General features: G+C 71.2%; 17 protein-coding genes. 7 read left to right on the plus strand and 10 right to left on the minus strand.

What is annotated here, in order from left to right; genetic code table 11:
• Nucleotides 1-115 precede the first annotated feature (115 nt).
• Both NQO67_RS19285 and msrA read left to right on the plus strand, forming a co-directional pair.
• A complete protein-coding gene (locus NQO67_RS19285) occupies nucleotides 116-1,345 on the plus strand; it encodes a serine hydrolase domain-containing protein (protein WP_255951284.1) in 1,230 nt (409 codons plus the stop codon).
• Nucleotides 1,346-1,512: 167 nt separating this feature from the next.
• Nucleotides 1,513-2,175, plus strand: coding sequence for a peptide-methionine (S)-S-oxide reductase MsrA (gene msrA, locus NQO67_RS19290; RefSeq protein WP_255951285.1), 663 nt, complete (start codon nucleotides 1,513-1,515; stop codon nucleotides 2,173-2,175).
• 76 nt (nucleotides 2,176-2,251) lie between these two features.
• Here msrA and NQO67_RS19295 read toward each other — a convergent pair whose 3' ends face one another.
• The 5 genes from NQO67_RS19295 to NQO67_RS19315 all read right to left on the minus strand — a co-directional run bounded on the left by NQO67_RS19295 (nucleotide 2,252) and on the right by NQO67_RS19315 (nucleotide 5,267).
• A complete protein-coding gene (locus tag NQO67_RS19295; RefSeq protein WP_255951286.1) occupies nucleotides 2,252-3,166 on the minus strand; it encodes a hypothetical protein in 915 nt (304 codons plus the stop codon).
• Nucleotides 3,150-3,749, minus strand: a complete 600-nt coding sequence (locus tag NQO67_RS19300) for an RNA polymerase sigma factor (RefSeq protein WP_255951287.1) — start codon at nucleotides 3,747-3,749, stop codon at nucleotides 3,150-3,152. The genes NQO67_RS19295 and NQO67_RS19300 overlap by 17 nt, the downstream gene beginning before the upstream one ends.
• Entirely contained in the window at nucleotides 3,746-3,904 is a 159-nt protein-coding gene (locus tag NQO67_RS19305; protein ID WP_255951320.1) for a hypothetical protein, read from the minus strand. The genes NQO67_RS19300 and NQO67_RS19305 overlap by 4 nt, the downstream gene beginning before the upstream one ends.
• Nucleotides 3,905-4,344: 440 nt before the next feature.
• On the minus strand, nucleotides 4,345-4,881 hold the full coding sequence (locus NQO67_RS19310) for an SRPBCC family protein (RefSeq protein ID WP_255951288.1): 537 nt from the start codon (nucleotides 4,879-4,881) through the stop codon (nucleotides 4,345-4,347).
• Nucleotides 4,878-5,267 carry an ArsR/SmtB family transcription factor gene (locus NQO67_RS19315; RefSeq protein ID WP_255951289.1) on the minus strand — a complete coding sequence of 130 codons (390 nt, stop codon included), beginning with the start codon at nucleotides 5,265-5,267 and terminating at the stop codon, nucleotides 4,878-4,880. Before NQO67_RS19315 ends, NQO67_RS19310 begins: the two co-directional genes overlap by 4 nt.
• Before the next feature lie 210 nt (nucleotides 5,268-5,477).
• Here NQO67_RS19315 and NQO67_RS19320 point away from each other — a divergent pair, with 210 nt between their 5' ends.
• A complete protein-coding gene (locus tag NQO67_RS19320) occupies nucleotides 5,478-6,170 on the plus strand; it encodes an ATP-dependent Clp protease proteolytic subunit (protein WP_255951290.1) in 693 nt (230 codons plus the stop codon).
• Nucleotides 6,171-6,172: 2 nt separating this feature from the next.
• Nucleotides 6,173-6,784: a ClpP family protease gene (locus NQO67_RS19325; RefSeq protein ID WP_255951291.1), complete on the plus strand. Its 612-nt coding sequence runs from the start codon at nucleotides 6,173-6,175 to the stop codon at nucleotides 6,782-6,784.
• Between the two features lie 139 nt (nucleotides 6,785-6,923).
• On the opposite strand, the gene NQO67_RS43870 is transcribed toward NQO67_RS19325, so the two are convergent.
• Together NQO67_RS43870 and NQO67_RS19335 are read right to left on the minus strand one after the other, a co-directional pair.
• Nucleotides 6,924-7,571 (minus strand): helix-turn-helix domain-containing protein, encoded by a 648-nt coding sequence (locus tag NQO67_RS43870; RefSeq protein WP_305126022.1) that lies wholly within the window; start codon nucleotides 7,569-7,571, stop codon nucleotides 6,924-6,926.
• 137 nt (nucleotides 7,572-7,708) lie between these two features.
• Nucleotides 7,709-8,059: a DUF1330 domain-containing protein gene (locus tag NQO67_RS19335; protein WP_255951292.1), complete on the minus strand. Its 351-nt coding sequence runs from the start codon at nucleotides 8,057-8,059 to the stop codon at nucleotides 7,709-7,711.
• A 227-nt stretch (nucleotides 8,060-8,286) separates the two neighbouring features.
• On the opposite strand from NQO67_RS19335, the gene NQO67_RS19340 reads away from it, so the two are divergent.
• Nucleotides 8,287-8,979, plus strand: coding sequence for a TetR/AcrR family transcriptional regulator (locus NQO67_RS19340; protein WP_255951293.1), 693 nt, complete (start codon nucleotides 8,287-8,289; stop codon nucleotides 8,977-8,979).
• Nucleotides 8,976-9,350 (plus strand): VOC family protein, encoded by a 375-nt coding sequence (locus NQO67_RS19345; protein WP_255951294.1) that lies wholly within the window; start codon nucleotides 8,976-8,978, stop codon nucleotides 9,348-9,350. The genes NQO67_RS19340 and NQO67_RS19345 overlap by 4 nt, the downstream gene beginning before the upstream one ends.
• A gap of 147 nt (nucleotides 9,351-9,497) precedes the next feature.
• On the opposite strand, the gene NQO67_RS19350 is transcribed toward NQO67_RS19345, so the two are convergent.
• Entirely contained in the window at nucleotides 9,498-10,754 is a 1,257-nt protein-coding gene (locus tag NQO67_RS19350) for a L,D-transpeptidase (RefSeq protein WP_255951295.1), read from the minus strand.
• Nucleotides 10,755-11,162: 408 nt separating this feature from the next.
• On the minus strand, nucleotides 11,163-11,591 hold the full coding sequence (locus tag NQO67_RS19355; protein WP_255951296.1) for a hypothetical protein: 429 nt from the start codon (nucleotides 11,589-11,591) through the stop codon (nucleotides 11,163-11,165).
• Between the two features lie 110 nt (nucleotides 11,592-11,701).
• Between NQO67_RS19355 and NQO67_RS19360 the strand changes: the two genes are divergently transcribed.
• Complete coding sequence (locus tag NQO67_RS19360; RefSeq protein ID WP_255951297.1) at nucleotides 11,702-12,067, plus strand: hypothetical protein; 366 nt, start codon at nucleotides 11,702-11,704, stop codon at nucleotides 12,065-12,067.
• A gap of 44 nt (nucleotides 12,068-12,111) precedes the next feature.
• Here the strand turns inward: NQO67_RS19360 and hutH are convergent, their stop codons facing one another.
• On the minus strand, nucleotides 12,112-13,650 hold the full coding sequence (hutH, locus tag NQO67_RS19365; protein WP_255951318.1) for a histidine ammonia-lyase: 1,539 nt from the start codon (nucleotides 13,648-13,650) through the stop codon (nucleotides 12,112-12,114).
• Nucleotides 13,651-13,861: the final 211 nt, after the last annotated feature.

Consider the following 13,861-nt stretch of genomic DNA (forward strand, 5'->3'; position numbering starts at 1 on the left):
GCGTCCGGTACGCCCCCTGCCAGGGAGGAGAGCGGGGCCGGGGACTTCCCCACCCCCTTTTCCCAGCGATACCGTCCGGTCGGTACGACCGCCGGACGGAACGCGGAGGAACAGGGTGAACGCATTCGACGTGGAGGTGGAAGCCGGAGAGGTCGGCTTCGACGCGGGACGGCTGACCCGTATCGACCGGTTGTTCCAGCGGTACGTGGACGACGGGCGGCTGCCCGGCTGGCTGGCGGTGGTCAGCCGGGCGGGCCGCATCGCGCACCTGTCGTCGTACGGGTGGCGCGACGTCGCGGCGCAGCGGCCGGTCGACACGGACACGCTGTGGCGCTGGTACTCGATGACCAAGCCCATCACCTCGGTGGCCGCGATGATGCTGTACGAGGAGGGCGTCTTCCAGCTCACCGACCCGGTCAGCCGCTTCATACCCTCCTTCGCCGACCTGCGGGTCTTCGACGCGGGCAGCGACCTCAAGCAGGTGACGGTGCCCGTCGCGCAGCCGGTCACCATCTGGCACCTGCTCACCCACACCTCGGGGCTGACGTACGGGTTCATGCGGGCCCACCCGGTCGACGCCATGCTGCGCGCCCGGGGCTTCGAGTGGGGCCAGCCCCCGGAGTACGACCTGGCCAGGGCCGTCGACGCATGGACCGAGGTGCCGCTGCTGTTCCAGCCCGGCGCCGAGTGGAACTACTCGCTCGCCACCGACGTGCTGGGGCGGGTCATCGAGGTCGCCTCGGGACAGCGCCTCGACGAGTTCCTCCGCAACCGGATCTTCGAGCCGCTCGGCATGACCGGGACCGGCTTCCACATCGCGGCCGACGACGCGGACCGGCTCGCCGCGCTGTACGTCCCCAGCGGCGCCGGCATCGCGCCCGCCAGCGGCTTCGGCACCGATCCGACGAAGGCGCCGCGCTGCCTGTCCGGGGGCGGCGGCCTGATCGGACCGGCCCGCGACTACCACCGCTTCACCCAGATGCTGCTGGGCCGCGGCGGCTACGACGGGGTGCGCCTGCTCGGCTCCCGCACGGTCGACTTCATGACCCGCAACCAGCTGCCCGGCGGCGCCTGGCTGGAGTCCTTCGGGCGCCGGCTGTTCGCCGAGACACCGTTCGAGGGCACCGGCTTCGGTCTCGGCTTCTCCGTCATCGAGGACCCCGTCGCGCTGCACGGTCTCGCGTCCAAGGGCGAGTACGGCTGGGGCGGCGCCGCGAGCACCGCCTTCTGGGTCGACCCGGCCCAGGAGATCACCGTCCTGTTCTTCACCCAGCTCCTGCCGTCCAGCACCTATCCGCTGCGGGCCCAACTGCGCGGTCTTGTACAGCAGGCGCTGGTGGACTGACGCCGGCGCGCGGCCGGGTCCCGGGACGGCCGGGCGGCGCGAACCCGGAGCGTTTCGGCCGAAGGGCGGGTTTCGCCGCGGTGCCGCGCCCGAAGACAATGGCCGGGTCGAACCCGCCCCGGCGCACCCCGCCGACCGGGCGCACACCGTCACACGAGGGGACCGTCATGCTGTTCGCACGGAGCCGTGACCTGCGTATGCCCACGCCCGCCGAGGCACCGCCGGGCCGCTCGGCCCTGGCGTACCCGGTCCCCGAGAAGCACCGGGTCCTCGGCACCCCGTTGCAGGGCCCCTACCCGGAAGGGTTCGAGACCGCCGCCTTCGCGCTGGGCTGCTTCTGGGGCGGCGAACGCAGGTTCTGGCAGCTCGACGGGGTGTGGGTGACCCTGACGGGCTTCCAGGGCGGTTTCACGCCGCACCCGGTGGACGACGAGGTGCGCACCGGCCTGACCGGGCACGCCGAGACGGTACGGGTGGTGTTCGACCCGGCGAAGGTGTCCTACGGCGACCTGCTGAAGCTGTTCTGGGAGGGCCACGACCCGACCCAGGGCTTCCGGCAGGGCAACGACGTGGGCACGTACGTCAGGTCCGTGATCTTCGCCCACTCGCCCGCCCAGCGGGCCGCGGCGGAGGAGACCCGCGAGCGCTACCAGCGCGCCCTGTCCGCGGCCGGCCACGGCGCGATCACCACCGAGATCGTGTCGGCCGACGACCACCCGTTCTATCCGGCCCAGGAGCTCCACCAGCAGTATCTGGACAAGAACCCGTGGGGCTACTGCGGGCTCGGCGGGACGGGGATCGACCTGCCCGCGGCCCCGGTGACGGCCTGACGGCCTGACGGTCCTGACGGTCCTGACGGCCTGACAGTTCTGCCGGCCCGCCACCCGGCTCACCTGGTGGCGCCCCCTAAGGGTGCCGCGCCGTGTGCCGGCGCCGCCCGCAGCACCGTACGTTGCGGGCCGGCAGCCGCGGGGACCTCGGTCTCGGCGCGGCGGCGGGCGGGGACGCGTACGCGGTGAGGGTGCGGATGTGGTCGGCGAAGTCGGGGGCGGGCAGCGGCAGGTCGAGGTCGTCGTCGACGTAGCCGAGCGCGGCCGGCACATAGTCCATGATCGCCGTGGCGGCCGTCGGGACGGGCGCGGATCCGTTGCGGGTCTTGAGCGCCCGCAGCACCCGCAGCGTGGTGGGCAGGCTCGCGTCGCTGGTCCGTAGCGCGTCGGCCGGCTCCGCCTGCTCCAGCGGGAGAGCCGGGGCGTACTCCTCGACGACCTCGGCGAGCGGCGCGCAACCGGCCCGGACGCACGCCCGGCACGGCGGCAGCACGTCCGCCGGCCGGGCCTGGATCATGACGCCCTGGGCGTACCACCAGTCGGCCTCGCCGATCTCGCCCAGGGCGAGGTGGTGGAGGTAGAGGCAGAAGGCGGCGGGCGCGTCGTCGGCACCCGCCGCGTACTGCCACCAGAAGCGTGCGGACTCCTCGGAGTCGGCGAGTTGCAGCAGGCAGCCGAGGACACGGGCGCCGACCGGCTGCGGCATGACGGTGTGGGTGAAGAAGTCGAGGAGGGAGTGCAGGGCCGTGCGCGTGACCACGGTCTCGCACAGCGTCCGCAGGTCCCGGGCGGCCTCCCAGGCCCCGCCTGTCGAGGATGTCTCCCCGCCGGTCAGGGACGTCTCCTCCGGGAGGACGGACAGCGGCAGGTTCTCGGGCGCCCGGGCCAGCCGCGCGATGAGTCGGGCGCGTGCGGCGTCGATCTCGTCGCGGGTGCAGGGTTCGTAGTTGAGCCGGGCGCGGGCGAGCAGGTCGTCAATCGGCGAGGTCACCGCGGTGTCCCTCCTCCGTTGCGGCGCGGTCGGCTTCCAGGATCGCGCGCAGATGGCGCTTGGCATGCCGGGCGGTGGAGCGTACGGCGGCCGGGGTGATGCCGAGCACGTCAGCGACGCTGTTCACCGGCAGCCCGACGAGGTACTGCATCACCATCACGTCGTGCTGCCGCTCGGGCAGTTCGCCCAGTGCGTGGCACAGCGCCAGCGACTCCTCGATCTGGCGGATGGGGTCCACGGCCTCGCGCAGCGCCTCCACGTCGAACGCGGCGTCGATCAGCGGGCGGCGGTTGCGGGCCCGGCAGTGGTCGATGGCCTTGTTGCGCAGCACCCGCCAGGCGTACCGGGCGGGGTTCTCGGAGGCGAGGATCTGGTCCCACTTGCGGTACAGCTGCTCGAAGGTGGCGTCGGCGACCTCTTCGGCGTCGTGCCGGTTGTGCACCAGCGTGCGCGCGTAACGGACGTAGCGGTCGTGGAACATCTCGTGGAAGGCGGAGAAGTCCACCGGAAGCTCGGGCAGTTCGGGCGGCTCTGGCGTCATCGGCATGGTGCCGTACAGGTACGGGGTACGGTCCTCGGTCACCGGCCCTCTCCCCTGGACGCGTGGCGGCGCAGCTCCGATATCCCGGCGCGAACGCCGGCGGCGGCGACCTTGCGGAGCAGCAGGACGCCGTCACGGCCGAAGACGCGGACGGCGACGGACGCCAGTGTCACGTCGCTGACCATTTCCATGCTCACGGTCGGTGTTTCCCTTCTGGATGCCGTACGGCCCTGTCCCCTCCCGCGGACCGGGAGTACGCCATGTGCGCCTCCATCAACAAGGACGTCGCCCACCACCGATGTGTGCAACGGCAATCCTCAGCTGATCACATCGCACGGGGGCGGCCGCGCCGGAATCACCTTCCCGACCGTTTGCACGGTGAGTTCGACCGGTTTAGACCACACCGAGTTGCAGACCGTCACCTGGGGTTACGCGAGTGGAGTGTTGAGATAAAGATTCTTTGCGCAAAGTGAGCGAATGCTTATGCCGAGGTGTGGTGTGGCGGACATCACAGGGGGTGTTGGGGTCCGAGGGGCGCGTGAGATCCGCACGGGAGAGCACGGAAGCCCTGGATTCCGCCCCTGACGCGGCATCACTCCACGTCACCACAGGCTCCGGCCCCACGAGGACGGCACGCTCAGCCCTTGCCGGGAATCGGCGCGCCCGAGGGGACCCCTGCGGCGACGTACTCCTCGTACCGCTCCTCCCAGGCCACCGTGGGACCGGCGTGCGGACCCCCGGTCGGCGCACCGGCCGCACGGGCGTCGAGGGCGGACAGGCAGACGTCCCAGCCCGCCGCGTTCCGGGCCGCGGCGTCCCGGGCCTCCAGCACATCCGTGAGAGTGAGCCGGGTGCGCCGCTCGTCGAGCGGCTCCAGGTCGAAGCGGAGCTCCTCGTTGCCCCAGGTGAAGACCAGCCGGCGCGGCGGGTCGACGTCGACGATCCGCCCGCTGAACCGGGCGTCGGGCATGTTCGGGTCACCGGCGAAGGTGATCGTGCCGCCCGGGGTGAGGTCGATGGTGATCTCGGGGGACGGGAACCAGTGGACCAGCTCGGCCGGTTCGGTGACCAGGGACCAGACCCGGTCGATCGGGTGGTCGTAGACCCGCTCGAAGCGGACCGCGGGACGGCCGTCGTCGAGCGTGACGAAGCTGCCGAGATGCGTCGTGGTCATGGGGGATCGATGCCTTTCCGGGCGGGGTTGTCGTTCGGGTCCGGAGCACGCGGCACGCCGGGCGCCCGCCCGGACCCCGCACGCTCGGCGTCCAGGCGGCGGCCGAGGGCGTCCAGGCTGGCGCTCCACAGCTGCCGGTACGGCGCCAGCCAGGCGTCCAGGTCGGCCATCGGCGCGGGCTCTATCGCGTAGAGGCGGCGCTGCGCGTCGCGCTCGACACGGACGAGGCCGGCGTCCCGCAGCACCCGCAGGTGCTTGGACGTGCTCGGCTGACTCAGCCCGCACGCCTCGGCCAGCTCACCCACCGACCTCGGACCCGGCAACAGCAGGCCGAGGATCGCACGCCGATGCGCGTCGGCGAGCGCGCTCCACACCGCGGTCTCCATGCTTCTAATATGCCTCTCCAGGAATATAACTGTCAAGGAATACACACGTCGCGGAATGCACGCCTCCGGGGGCGAGGGCCCCTCGCCCCTCTGCCCACGGCGAATCTGCCGCGAGCCGAGAACCCTGCCGCTCGGCCGTCACGGCGCCGACAGTGAAGAGGACCGCGGCGACACCGTCAGCCGCACGGAGCCAAGGACCGAGGAGGCCCCATGTCCCCACGCAGCACCGGTTGGGATCATCCACCCGCCCGCACCGGCACCGCCTGGCACTCGGCCTCGATGCCGCGCGCCGAGCAAGGCGACACCCAGGCGACCCCCTTCGACGACCATCTCGCCACCCAACTGCTCGCCCAGCGCATCGTCTTCCTCGGGACCCAGGTGGACGATGTCTCCGCCAACCGGATCTGCGCGCAGCTGCTCCTGCTCTCCGCGGAGGACCCGCGCACCGACATCAGCCTGTACGTCAACAGCCCGGGCGGCTCGGTGACCGCGGGGCTCGCCATCTACGACACCATGCAGCTGATCCCGAACGACGTCTCGACGCTCGTCATGGGATTCGCCGCGAGCATGGGCCAGTTCCTGCTCACCGTGGGCACGGCGGGCAAGAGGTACGCGCTGCCGAACGCGCGGATCATGATGCACCAGCCCTCCGGCGGCATCGGCGGCACCACCGCTGACATCGCGATCCAGGCGGAGAACCTGGAGTTCACGAAGAAGGCCATCGAGCGGATCACCGCGGAACACACCGGCCAGAGCGAGGAGACGATCGCCCGGGACGGCGACCGCGACCGGTGGTTCACACCGGAGCAGGCCAAGGCCTACGGCATCGTGGACCACGTCCTCGCCTCACTCGACGACGTCCGACCCGCGGCGTCCCGCCGGCGCATCGGACTGGGGGTCTGACCATGGGGCAGTACACGATCCCGTACGTCACCGAGCGCACCAGGAACGGCGAGCGGTCCTCGGACGTCTTCAGCAGGCTGCTCTCGGAGCGGATCATCTTCCTCGGCACGGAGATCGACGACGGCGTCGCCAACGCGATCATCGCCCAGCTGCTCCACCTGGAGTCCGAGAGCCCGGAGAGCGAGGTCGCGCTCTACATCAACTCGCCCGGCGGCTCGTACACCTCCCTGATGGCCATCTACGACACCATGACCTTCGTCCGGGCACCCATCTCGACCTGGTGCGTGGGGCAGGCGGCGTCGACGGCGGCGGTGCTGCTGGCGGGTGGTGACCCCGGGCGGCGGTTCGTGCTGGAGCACGCCCGGGTGCTGCTCGGCCAGCCCGCGAGCGGCGGCCGGCAGGGCACGGCGGCGGACCTCAGCCTCCAGGCCAAGGAGATGCTCCGGATCCGCGCCCAGGTCGAGGAGGTGCTCTCCCTGCACACCCACCACGACGTCGCCACCCTGCGCGCCGACATGGACCGCGACAAGGTCTTCACGGCGCAGGAGGCGGTCGCCTACGGCCTCGCGGACGAGGTCCTGAGCCGACGGGCCTTCGCCGCGGCGGCGGCGTAGGCGCACCCGCGGTGATGTGACGAGGAGTCGCCGGCACCGTGCCCCCGGGCAACCGTGCTCCGACCTGCACAGCCGTAACGGCAGATCGAGGCCCGGTCCGTCCCGGGAGCCCGGTGCCGGGGCCCCGGGACGCGGGATCTCAGGCCGCGGCAGCCAGCATGTACACGGTGCCGGACCCCCGCAGCTCCGCGCCGGGGCGCTCGGGCGCAGTCGGTCGAACGGGCGCCAGGTCGTGTTCGGACGTCAGCCGCAGCGCCGCGGCGGTCGCGGTGGGCGCGGTGCCGGCGGGGCGCGGGGTGAGGCGGGCCAGTTCGCTCTGGACCAGGCCGAGCAGGTCCGAGAGGCCCAGGCCCAGCGCCCGGGCGGCGGCCGCGAGCACCTCGGACGAGGCCTCCTTACGGCCGCGCTCCAACTCGGAGAGGTACGGCATCGAGATCCGGGCCGCCTCGGACACGTCCTTGAGCGTGCGCTCCTGGGCGAGCCGCTCGCGGCGCAGGACGTCACCCACGACGTCCCGCCAGAGGGGTTCCTTCGCCGGCCGCTCGCAGGGCTCCCGGGTCTCGCGGGGGTCCAGGGTCTCGCGCTCGGGAGCCTGCCAGGGCCGCCGTGGCTGCCCGGGCTCCGCACGGCCCTTCAACTCCCGGCCCTGCACGGGGCCCAGCGGCCGGCCGGGACGAACGGGCGGCACCGGCCGGGCGGGCCTGGTCGAGTTCGTCCCGACCGCCCTTCCGTCCCGTGCCGCTGACGGCTCGGCAGGTGGCGCCGAAGCGCGTGGGGACCGCGCCATCACCGGGCGCATGGGAATGACACGGGCTTGGTTGGGCGCGTCGCTGCTCATTTTCCAAGGGTAGGAGCAGGGCGCGCCGCTGGAGGCCTATTGGCTTCTGCCCCCGGCGAAATCGCCGCTCCCCTGCCGGCCGATGGTCACGCCGACGCCTGCGCCTGCGCCTTGATGTGCGCCGCCGTTCGCTTCGCGTCGTACTCGGGAGCGACCCCTTCCACGAAGATCACGTCACCCTCGATGTGGTCGGTGCGCAGCGGGAGGATCTCCTGGTAGGCCGGGGAGTCGTACCAGTCGTGCGCGGCGGCCAGGTCCGGGAAGCCGATGATGACGACACCGCCGGGCCATGCGCCCTCGATCACCTCCACCTCGGCACCGTGCACGAGGAACCGGCCGTCGAAGGGGTCGAGCGTGTCCTGGATCAGCTCGATGTAGCGGACGATGTCGTCGTGGTGCGCGGCCGGGCGCAGATGCCCGATCACATACGCGGTCATCATGTTCTCCCTCGTTTTCTCCCGTCGGCCCCGGCGTTCTCCTCGGTCCCGACGTTCTCCTCGGTCCCGATGTCCCGATGGGCCCTTGTCCCGATGCCCTGATCCTCGGCGCTGGCGAGGGAACCGTCGATTACGTCCGGGGTAAGGCGCCCGCGCCGGAGAATTCATCGGAGTGAGTACTCACTCCTCTCTTGCCGGAGTGAGTACTCACTCCATACAGTGGTGCCATGACTTCCACACCTGATGCGGGAACCGCCCCGCGACGCCGGCGTGCGCCCGGGATGAGCGTCGAGCAGCGCCGGTCGATGATCGTCGCGGCCGCCGTGCCGCTGATCGCCGAGCACGGTGCGGCGGTGACCACCAGCCAGGTCGCGCGCGCGGCCGGTATCGGCGAAGCCACCATCTTCCGAGCCTTCAAGGACAAGGACGAGCTGTTGCATGCCTGTGTGCTGGAGGTGACCGGCCCCGATCACGTGCTGCGCGAACTCGCTTCGATCCCGCTGGACGACCCGTTGCCCGCCCGTCTCGTACAGGCCGCCGACGCGCTCCAGGCCCATCTGGAACGGATGGGTGCGGTGCTGGGCTCGCTGCACGCCTCGGGGCGTCGCCGCAGTCGCCCCACCCACGAGCAGCCCGAGCCGGGCGCTCGGGAGGCGTCACTCAAGGCACTCCGTGAGGGGCTCGCCGAGCTGCTGGAACCGGACGAGGCGGAGCTGCGCCTGCCGCCGGACAAGCTCTCCGCCCTCTTCCTCGGCATGCTCTTCATGCGACCGCGCGATCAGCACGGCGAGCTGGAACTGGACACCGCGGAACTGATCGACGTCCTGCTGTACGGGGCGGCGACCCCGGCCGCGGACGGCTCCGCCGCGGTGCCGGACCGCGCCGTGCCCGAGAGCACCGCACCGGAGGGCGCGGAATGACCGTCACCCTGAACCACACGATCGTGCCCGCCGCCGACCACCGCGCCGCCGCAGAGTTCTTCGCCTATGTCATGGGCCTGGAGGTGTTACCGCCGGCCGGCCGGCTGGGCCACTTCGCGCCCGTGCGGGTCAATGAGGGGCTCACGCTGGACTTCATGAACGTCGAGCAGCCCGAGGGGCACCACCTGGCCTTCGACGTGGACCCCGAGACGTTCGACGGCGTCCTGGCCCGCCTGAAGGCCCGCGGCATCCCCTACGGCAGCCGCCCGACCACACCGGACGACGGCCGTATCGACCATCCGCTCTGCGCACGCGGCCTGTTCTTCGTCGACGACGTCCGCAATCTGTACGAGGTGATGTCCCCGGAGTAGCCGCGGAGCCGCGGGACGAGCGCGGAGCTCACCCGCAGCGCAGCCGAGGCGGCAGGACGCCCGTCGGGCCCGGGAGGTGATCCCGGGCCCGACGGGCGTCAAGAGAGCGGTGGCCGCCCCGCCGCAGCACGGCCGCGACCGCGGCGCTCAGGCCGCGGAGCCCGCCGTCCACTGCGACCAGGACAGGTTCCAGCCGTTGAGGCCGTTGTCCGGCTGGACGGTCTTGTCACCGGTGTTCGACACCACGACCACGTCACCGATCACGGAGTGGTTGTAGAACCACGCCGCCGGCATGTTCGGGTCGTTGGCACCCTTCTTGTCCTCCAGGCCGACACAGCCGTGGCTGGTGTTGACGCTGCCGAAGACGGAGTGGCCGCCCCAGTAGTTGCCGTGGATGAAGGTGCCGGAGTTGGACAGCCGCATGGCGTGCGGCACGTCCTTGATGTCGTACTCACCCTTGCCGTCGTCGTCGGTGAAGCCGACCGTGGCGCCGTTCATCCGGGTCTCACGGAACTTCTCGGAGATCACCATCTGACCCTGGTAGGTCTTGTGCTCCGGGGCACCGGCGGAGATCGGGATGGTCTTGATGACCTTGCCGTCCTGGGTGACCTTCATGGTCTTCGTCTTGGCGTCGACGTAGCTGACCTGGTTGCGCCCGATGTGGAAGGAGACCGTCTTCTGCTGGACGCCGTAGACGCCCTTGGCGCCCTCGACACCGTCCAGGTCCAGCTTGAGGGTGACGTTCGACCCTTCCTGCCAGTAGCTCTGCGGGCGGAAGTCGAGCCGGTTGCCGTTGAACCAGTGCCCGACGACCTGCTGGCCGCTGCTGGAGGTGACCGTGATGCCCTTCTGGACGGCGGTCCGGTTGGTGATCGCCTTGTCGAACGTGATCGACACCGGCATGCCGACGCCGACGGTGGTGCCGTTGTCCGGCGTGAAGTTGCCGATGAAGCTGTTGGACGGGGAGACGGTGGTGAACGAGGCGTTCTCGTGGGCGGCGCGGCCCTTCGAGTCCTGGGCGGTAGCGGTCACCTTGTAGGTGGTAGCGCGCTCCAGCTGGGCACTGGGCTGCCAGCTGGTCTTGTCGGAAGATATCTGGCCGGCGACCGCGCTGCCGCTCGCCGTCGTCATCTTGACGCTGCTGAGCGTGCCCTTGCTGACGGTCACGCGCGCCGCGTTGTTGATGCTGGCGTTGGTGGAGCCGTCCGCCGGGGAGATCTTGATCTGCGCCTCGGAGGCCTTCTTGGCAGCCGCCTCGTCGACCTGTGCCTGGGACTTCCCGCCACCGTCGCCTTTGCCGTCGCTGTCGGCACCCTGCGAGTCGTTGCACGCAGAGAGCACGAGCACCCCTCCGAGCAGCGCGGCCACCGCCGTCAGGCGCCTGCGCCGCTTGCTGTTCGTCATCACACACATCCTCATCGTTGCCGAATCACCGAAAACCCAGATGTCCCCGTAACCGTGACACGCTCAGCCGGTTCGTCCCGTTCCCCTGCCCGCGGTTGTGTGGGGCATACCACTGCTCGGTGTGGTGCGGCTGTTGCGGCTGCGTCTGGTGAGACGAGCAAACCCCCGGAGTGGTTGCGGTCCCGCAGCGTGCCGCGCGAGCCCGCCGCATCCATGGTCTCGCATCCCGGCCGGTTCCCAGCGCCGCCTGCCGCCCGGTCCCGTCCGAGCGCGATGCCCCCGCCCGTCCGATGTCCGCATCGTGGACGCTGCCCGCCGCCGGACCCCACGAACGCCGGGGATCCGCGCCTGAAGCAGAAGTGCCGAACTTCACAGACCCCACGGCCGCCCCACCGCCGTCGCGGCCTTCTAGCGTGCTCCGCTACCGCCATCCTCGCCTTCGTCGTCATCATCCATGTCGAGATGCCAGTCAGGCGAATTGGGATCGTAGTCGATTTCCTCACCACTCCAGGAGGCTTGTGCGAGATCCACCCCGGGGACGTCACCGATCAGGTCGAACGGGTCGATCAGATAGGCGAGCGCCTCCGCCTCGTCCTGCTGCACGGCACTGATCGCATGCACTCGCTCCTCTTCCGACATTCCATGCATATCATCCACATCGGAAATCTCACTCAACGGACCTTCGGTGCCGAGGTCGTCCGGGTGGCCGCCGTCAGGCCGTTTGGCGTCGTCCTCGATCCGCTGGAGTGCCGCGCCGGTGAGCGCGACGGAGTCCTCGATCTCCACCACCAGGTCAATCTGTAGCCGGACAAAGCGTGATGTCTCAGAAGTGCCCATAGGACGGAGGGTACGGCTCATTCCGCCTGTGACTTTTCTGCGACCCGCGCCTTTCACTAGCATCGTCGACCAGGTCAATTCACCCGTGTCACAAGGGGGATCGATTGCCCGTGTCCGCCGCCCGCCGTTCGCTGCCGCCTGCCATAGCCGCGGGGGCGCTCCTGGCCGGCCTGTGGTTCGTCCCCACCACCCATGCCACGGCCGGCCTCATGGCACCGGCGGCCACGGCGCACTCCGGCGCGCCGGAACGGCACGGCTCCGCTGCGTCCGACCCGTCCGCCGCCTCCACCGCCTCCGATGCCTCCGATGCCTCCGATGCCTCCGCGGCGACGGCCACCGGCGCCGGGAACGCGGCGCGACCGGCCCGTGACGACGCGGCGGACAGCACCCGGTACGTCGTGGGCGGCGTGCTGGTCCTGGGCCTGGGCGCAGGGGTGACCTACGCCAGGCGCCGCGGGCGCACGTCGCCCGCCTGACCCGGCGCCGGGGCTGGCACGGATGGCTCACCGGCGCGGATGCCTCAGGCGAGCGGTCCCGTGACCGCCTCCACCGTCTCGACCAGCCGGCCCTTGCGCACGAACGCCTCGGCGGCGGCCAGATCGGGGGCGAGGAAGCGGTCGGGGCCCGGGCCGCCGATGCCCGCGGCGTGCACCGCGTCCAGCACCGCACGGGTGGCCGGCGCCGGAACCAGGTCCTTGCGGAGCTGCACGGCACGGGTGGCGGCGTACAGCTCGACCGCCAGCACGCGGGTGAGCGCGGCCACCGCGGTACGCAGTTTGCGGGCGGCCGACCAGCCCATCGAGACGTGGTCCTCCTGGAGCGCGGAGGATGGGATCGAGTCCACCGACGCCGGCACCGCGAGCCGCTTCAACTCGCTCACCAGCGCCGCCTGCGTGTACTGGGCGATCATCAGCCCCGAGTCGACGCCCGGGTCGTCGGCGAGGAACGGCGGCAGGCCGTGCGAGCGGTTCTTGTCGAGCAGCCGGTCGGTGCGGCGCTCGGCGATCGAGGCGAGGTCGGCGGCGGCGATGGCGAGGAAGTCCAGGACGTAGCCGACCGGTGCGCCGTGGAAGTTCCCGTTCGACTCGACCCGCCCCGCACCCAGCACCACCGGGTTGTCCACGGCGGACGCCAGCTCGCGCTCGGCCACCAGGCGGGCGTGCGCCAGCGTGTCCCGGCCGGCGCCCGCGACCTGCGGCGCACAGCGCACCGAGTACGCGTCCTGGACGCGCGGGGCGTCGCCCTGGTGCTGCCCGGTCAGGCCGGACCCGGTGAGCACGGCGAGCATGTTGGCGGCGGACGCCGCCTGGCCCGGATGCGGGCGGATGGCGTGCAGCTCGGGCGCCAGGACCTTCTCGGTGCCGAGCAGCGCCTCCAGGGTGAGGGCGGCGGTGATGTCGGCGGCGGTGTACAGGGCTTCCAGGTCGGCGATGGCCATGATCAGCATGCCGAGCATGCCGTCGGTGCCGTTCAGAAGGGCCAGCCCTTCCTTCTCGCGCAGCTCGACGGGGTGGATGCCGTGCTCGCCCAGCAGCTCACCGGCGGGCCGCACGGCACCGTCCGGCCCCTCCGCGTCCCCCTCGCCCATGAGGGTCAGGGCACAGTGGCTGAGCGGCGCGAGGTCGCCGGAGCAACCGAGCGAGCCGTACTCGTGGACGACCGGGGTGATACCCGCGTTCAGCACGTCGACCATGGTCTGCGCGACCAGCGGGCGTACGCCCGTGTGGCCCGAGCAGAGGGTCTTCAGGCGCAGGAACATCAGCGCGCGGACCACCTCGCGCTCCACGCGGGGGCCCATGCCGGCGGCGTGCGAGCGCACGATGTTGCGCTGGAGGGTGGTGCGCAGGTCGGGGCCGATGTGGCGGGTGGCGAGCGCGCCGAACCCGGTCGATACGCCGTAGACCGGGTCGGGCTTGGCTGCGAGGGCGTCGATCACCTCCCGGGCCGCGGTGAGGGCGGCGACGGAGGCCGCCGACAGGTCCGTTCTGGCGTGGTCTCGGGCGACGGCCAGGACGTCCTCGATCCGTGTGCCGGTGGGGTCCATCACCACGGTGTGCATATTCATATTCAGGAGCCTACGCACTGAATCTGAACGTGTCCCGTTCGGGGCTCGCCCACGCTCCTCGGGGCCCTGCCCCGTGGTTGCCCCCTCTGGGGGCTTTGCCCCCAGGCCCCCCTTGTCGGCCTTGACGGCCTCGTCCTCAATCGCCGGACGGGCTTTGATGTGCGCGGCGTGTGCCGGTGCGCGTTGCCGAGTGCGGGTGCGTCTC

It is taken from the genome of Streptomyces odontomachi (genome assembly GCF_024435355.1).
GTDB classification, from domain to species: domain Bacteria; phylum Actinomycetota; class Actinomycetes; order Streptomycetales; family Streptomycetaceae; genus Streptomyces; species Streptomyces odontomachi.

Bases quoted from the DNA above. Each gene is read 5' to 3' on its own strand.
- NQO67_RS19310 (WP_255951288.1), bottom strand. From the start codon at position 4,881: ATGACCACGACGCATCTCGGCAGCTTCGTCACGCTCGACGACGGCCGT.
- NQO67_RS19320 (WP_255951290.1), top strand. From the start codon at position 5,478: ATGTCCCCACGCAGCACCGGTTGGGATCATCCACCCGCCCGCACCGGC.
- msrA (WP_255951285.1), top strand. From the start codon at position 1,513: ATGCTGTTCGCACGGAGCCGTGACCTGCGTATGCCCACGCCCGCCGAG.
- NQO67_RS19350 (WP_255951295.1), bottom strand. From the start codon at position 10,754: ATGACGAACAGCAAGCGGCGCAGGCGCCTGACGGCGGTGGCCGCGCTG.
- NQO67_RS19345 (WP_255951294.1), top strand. From the start codon at position 8,976: ATGACCGTCACCCTGAACCACACGATCGTGCCCGCCGCCGACCACCGC.
- NQO67_RS19325 (WP_255951291.1), top strand. From the start codon at position 6,173: ATGGGGCAGTACACGATCCCGTACGTCACCGAGCGCACCAGGAACGGC.
- hutH (WP_255951318.1), bottom strand. From the start codon at position 13,650: ATGCACACCGTGGTGATGGACCCCACCGGCACACGGATCGAGGACGTC.
- NQO67_RS19340 (WP_255951293.1), top strand. From the start codon at position 8,287: ATGACTTCCACACCTGATGCGGGAACCGCCCCGCGACGCCGGCGTGCG.
- NQO67_RS19355 (WP_255951296.1), bottom strand. From the start codon at position 11,591: ATGGGCACTTCTGAGACATCACGCTTTGTCCGGCTACAGATTGACCTG.
- NQO67_RS43870 (WP_305126022.1), bottom strand. From the start codon at position 7,571: ATGGCGCGGTCCCCACGCGCTTCGGCGCCACCTGCCGAGCCGTCAGCG.
- NQO67_RS19315 (WP_255951289.1), bottom strand. From the start codon at position 5,267: ATGGAGACCGCGGTGTGGAGCGCGCTCGCCGACGCGCATCGGCGTGCG.
- NQO67_RS19335 (WP_255951292.1), bottom strand. From the start codon at position 8,059: ATGACCGCGTATGTGATCGGGCATCTGCGCCCGGCCGCGCACCACGAC.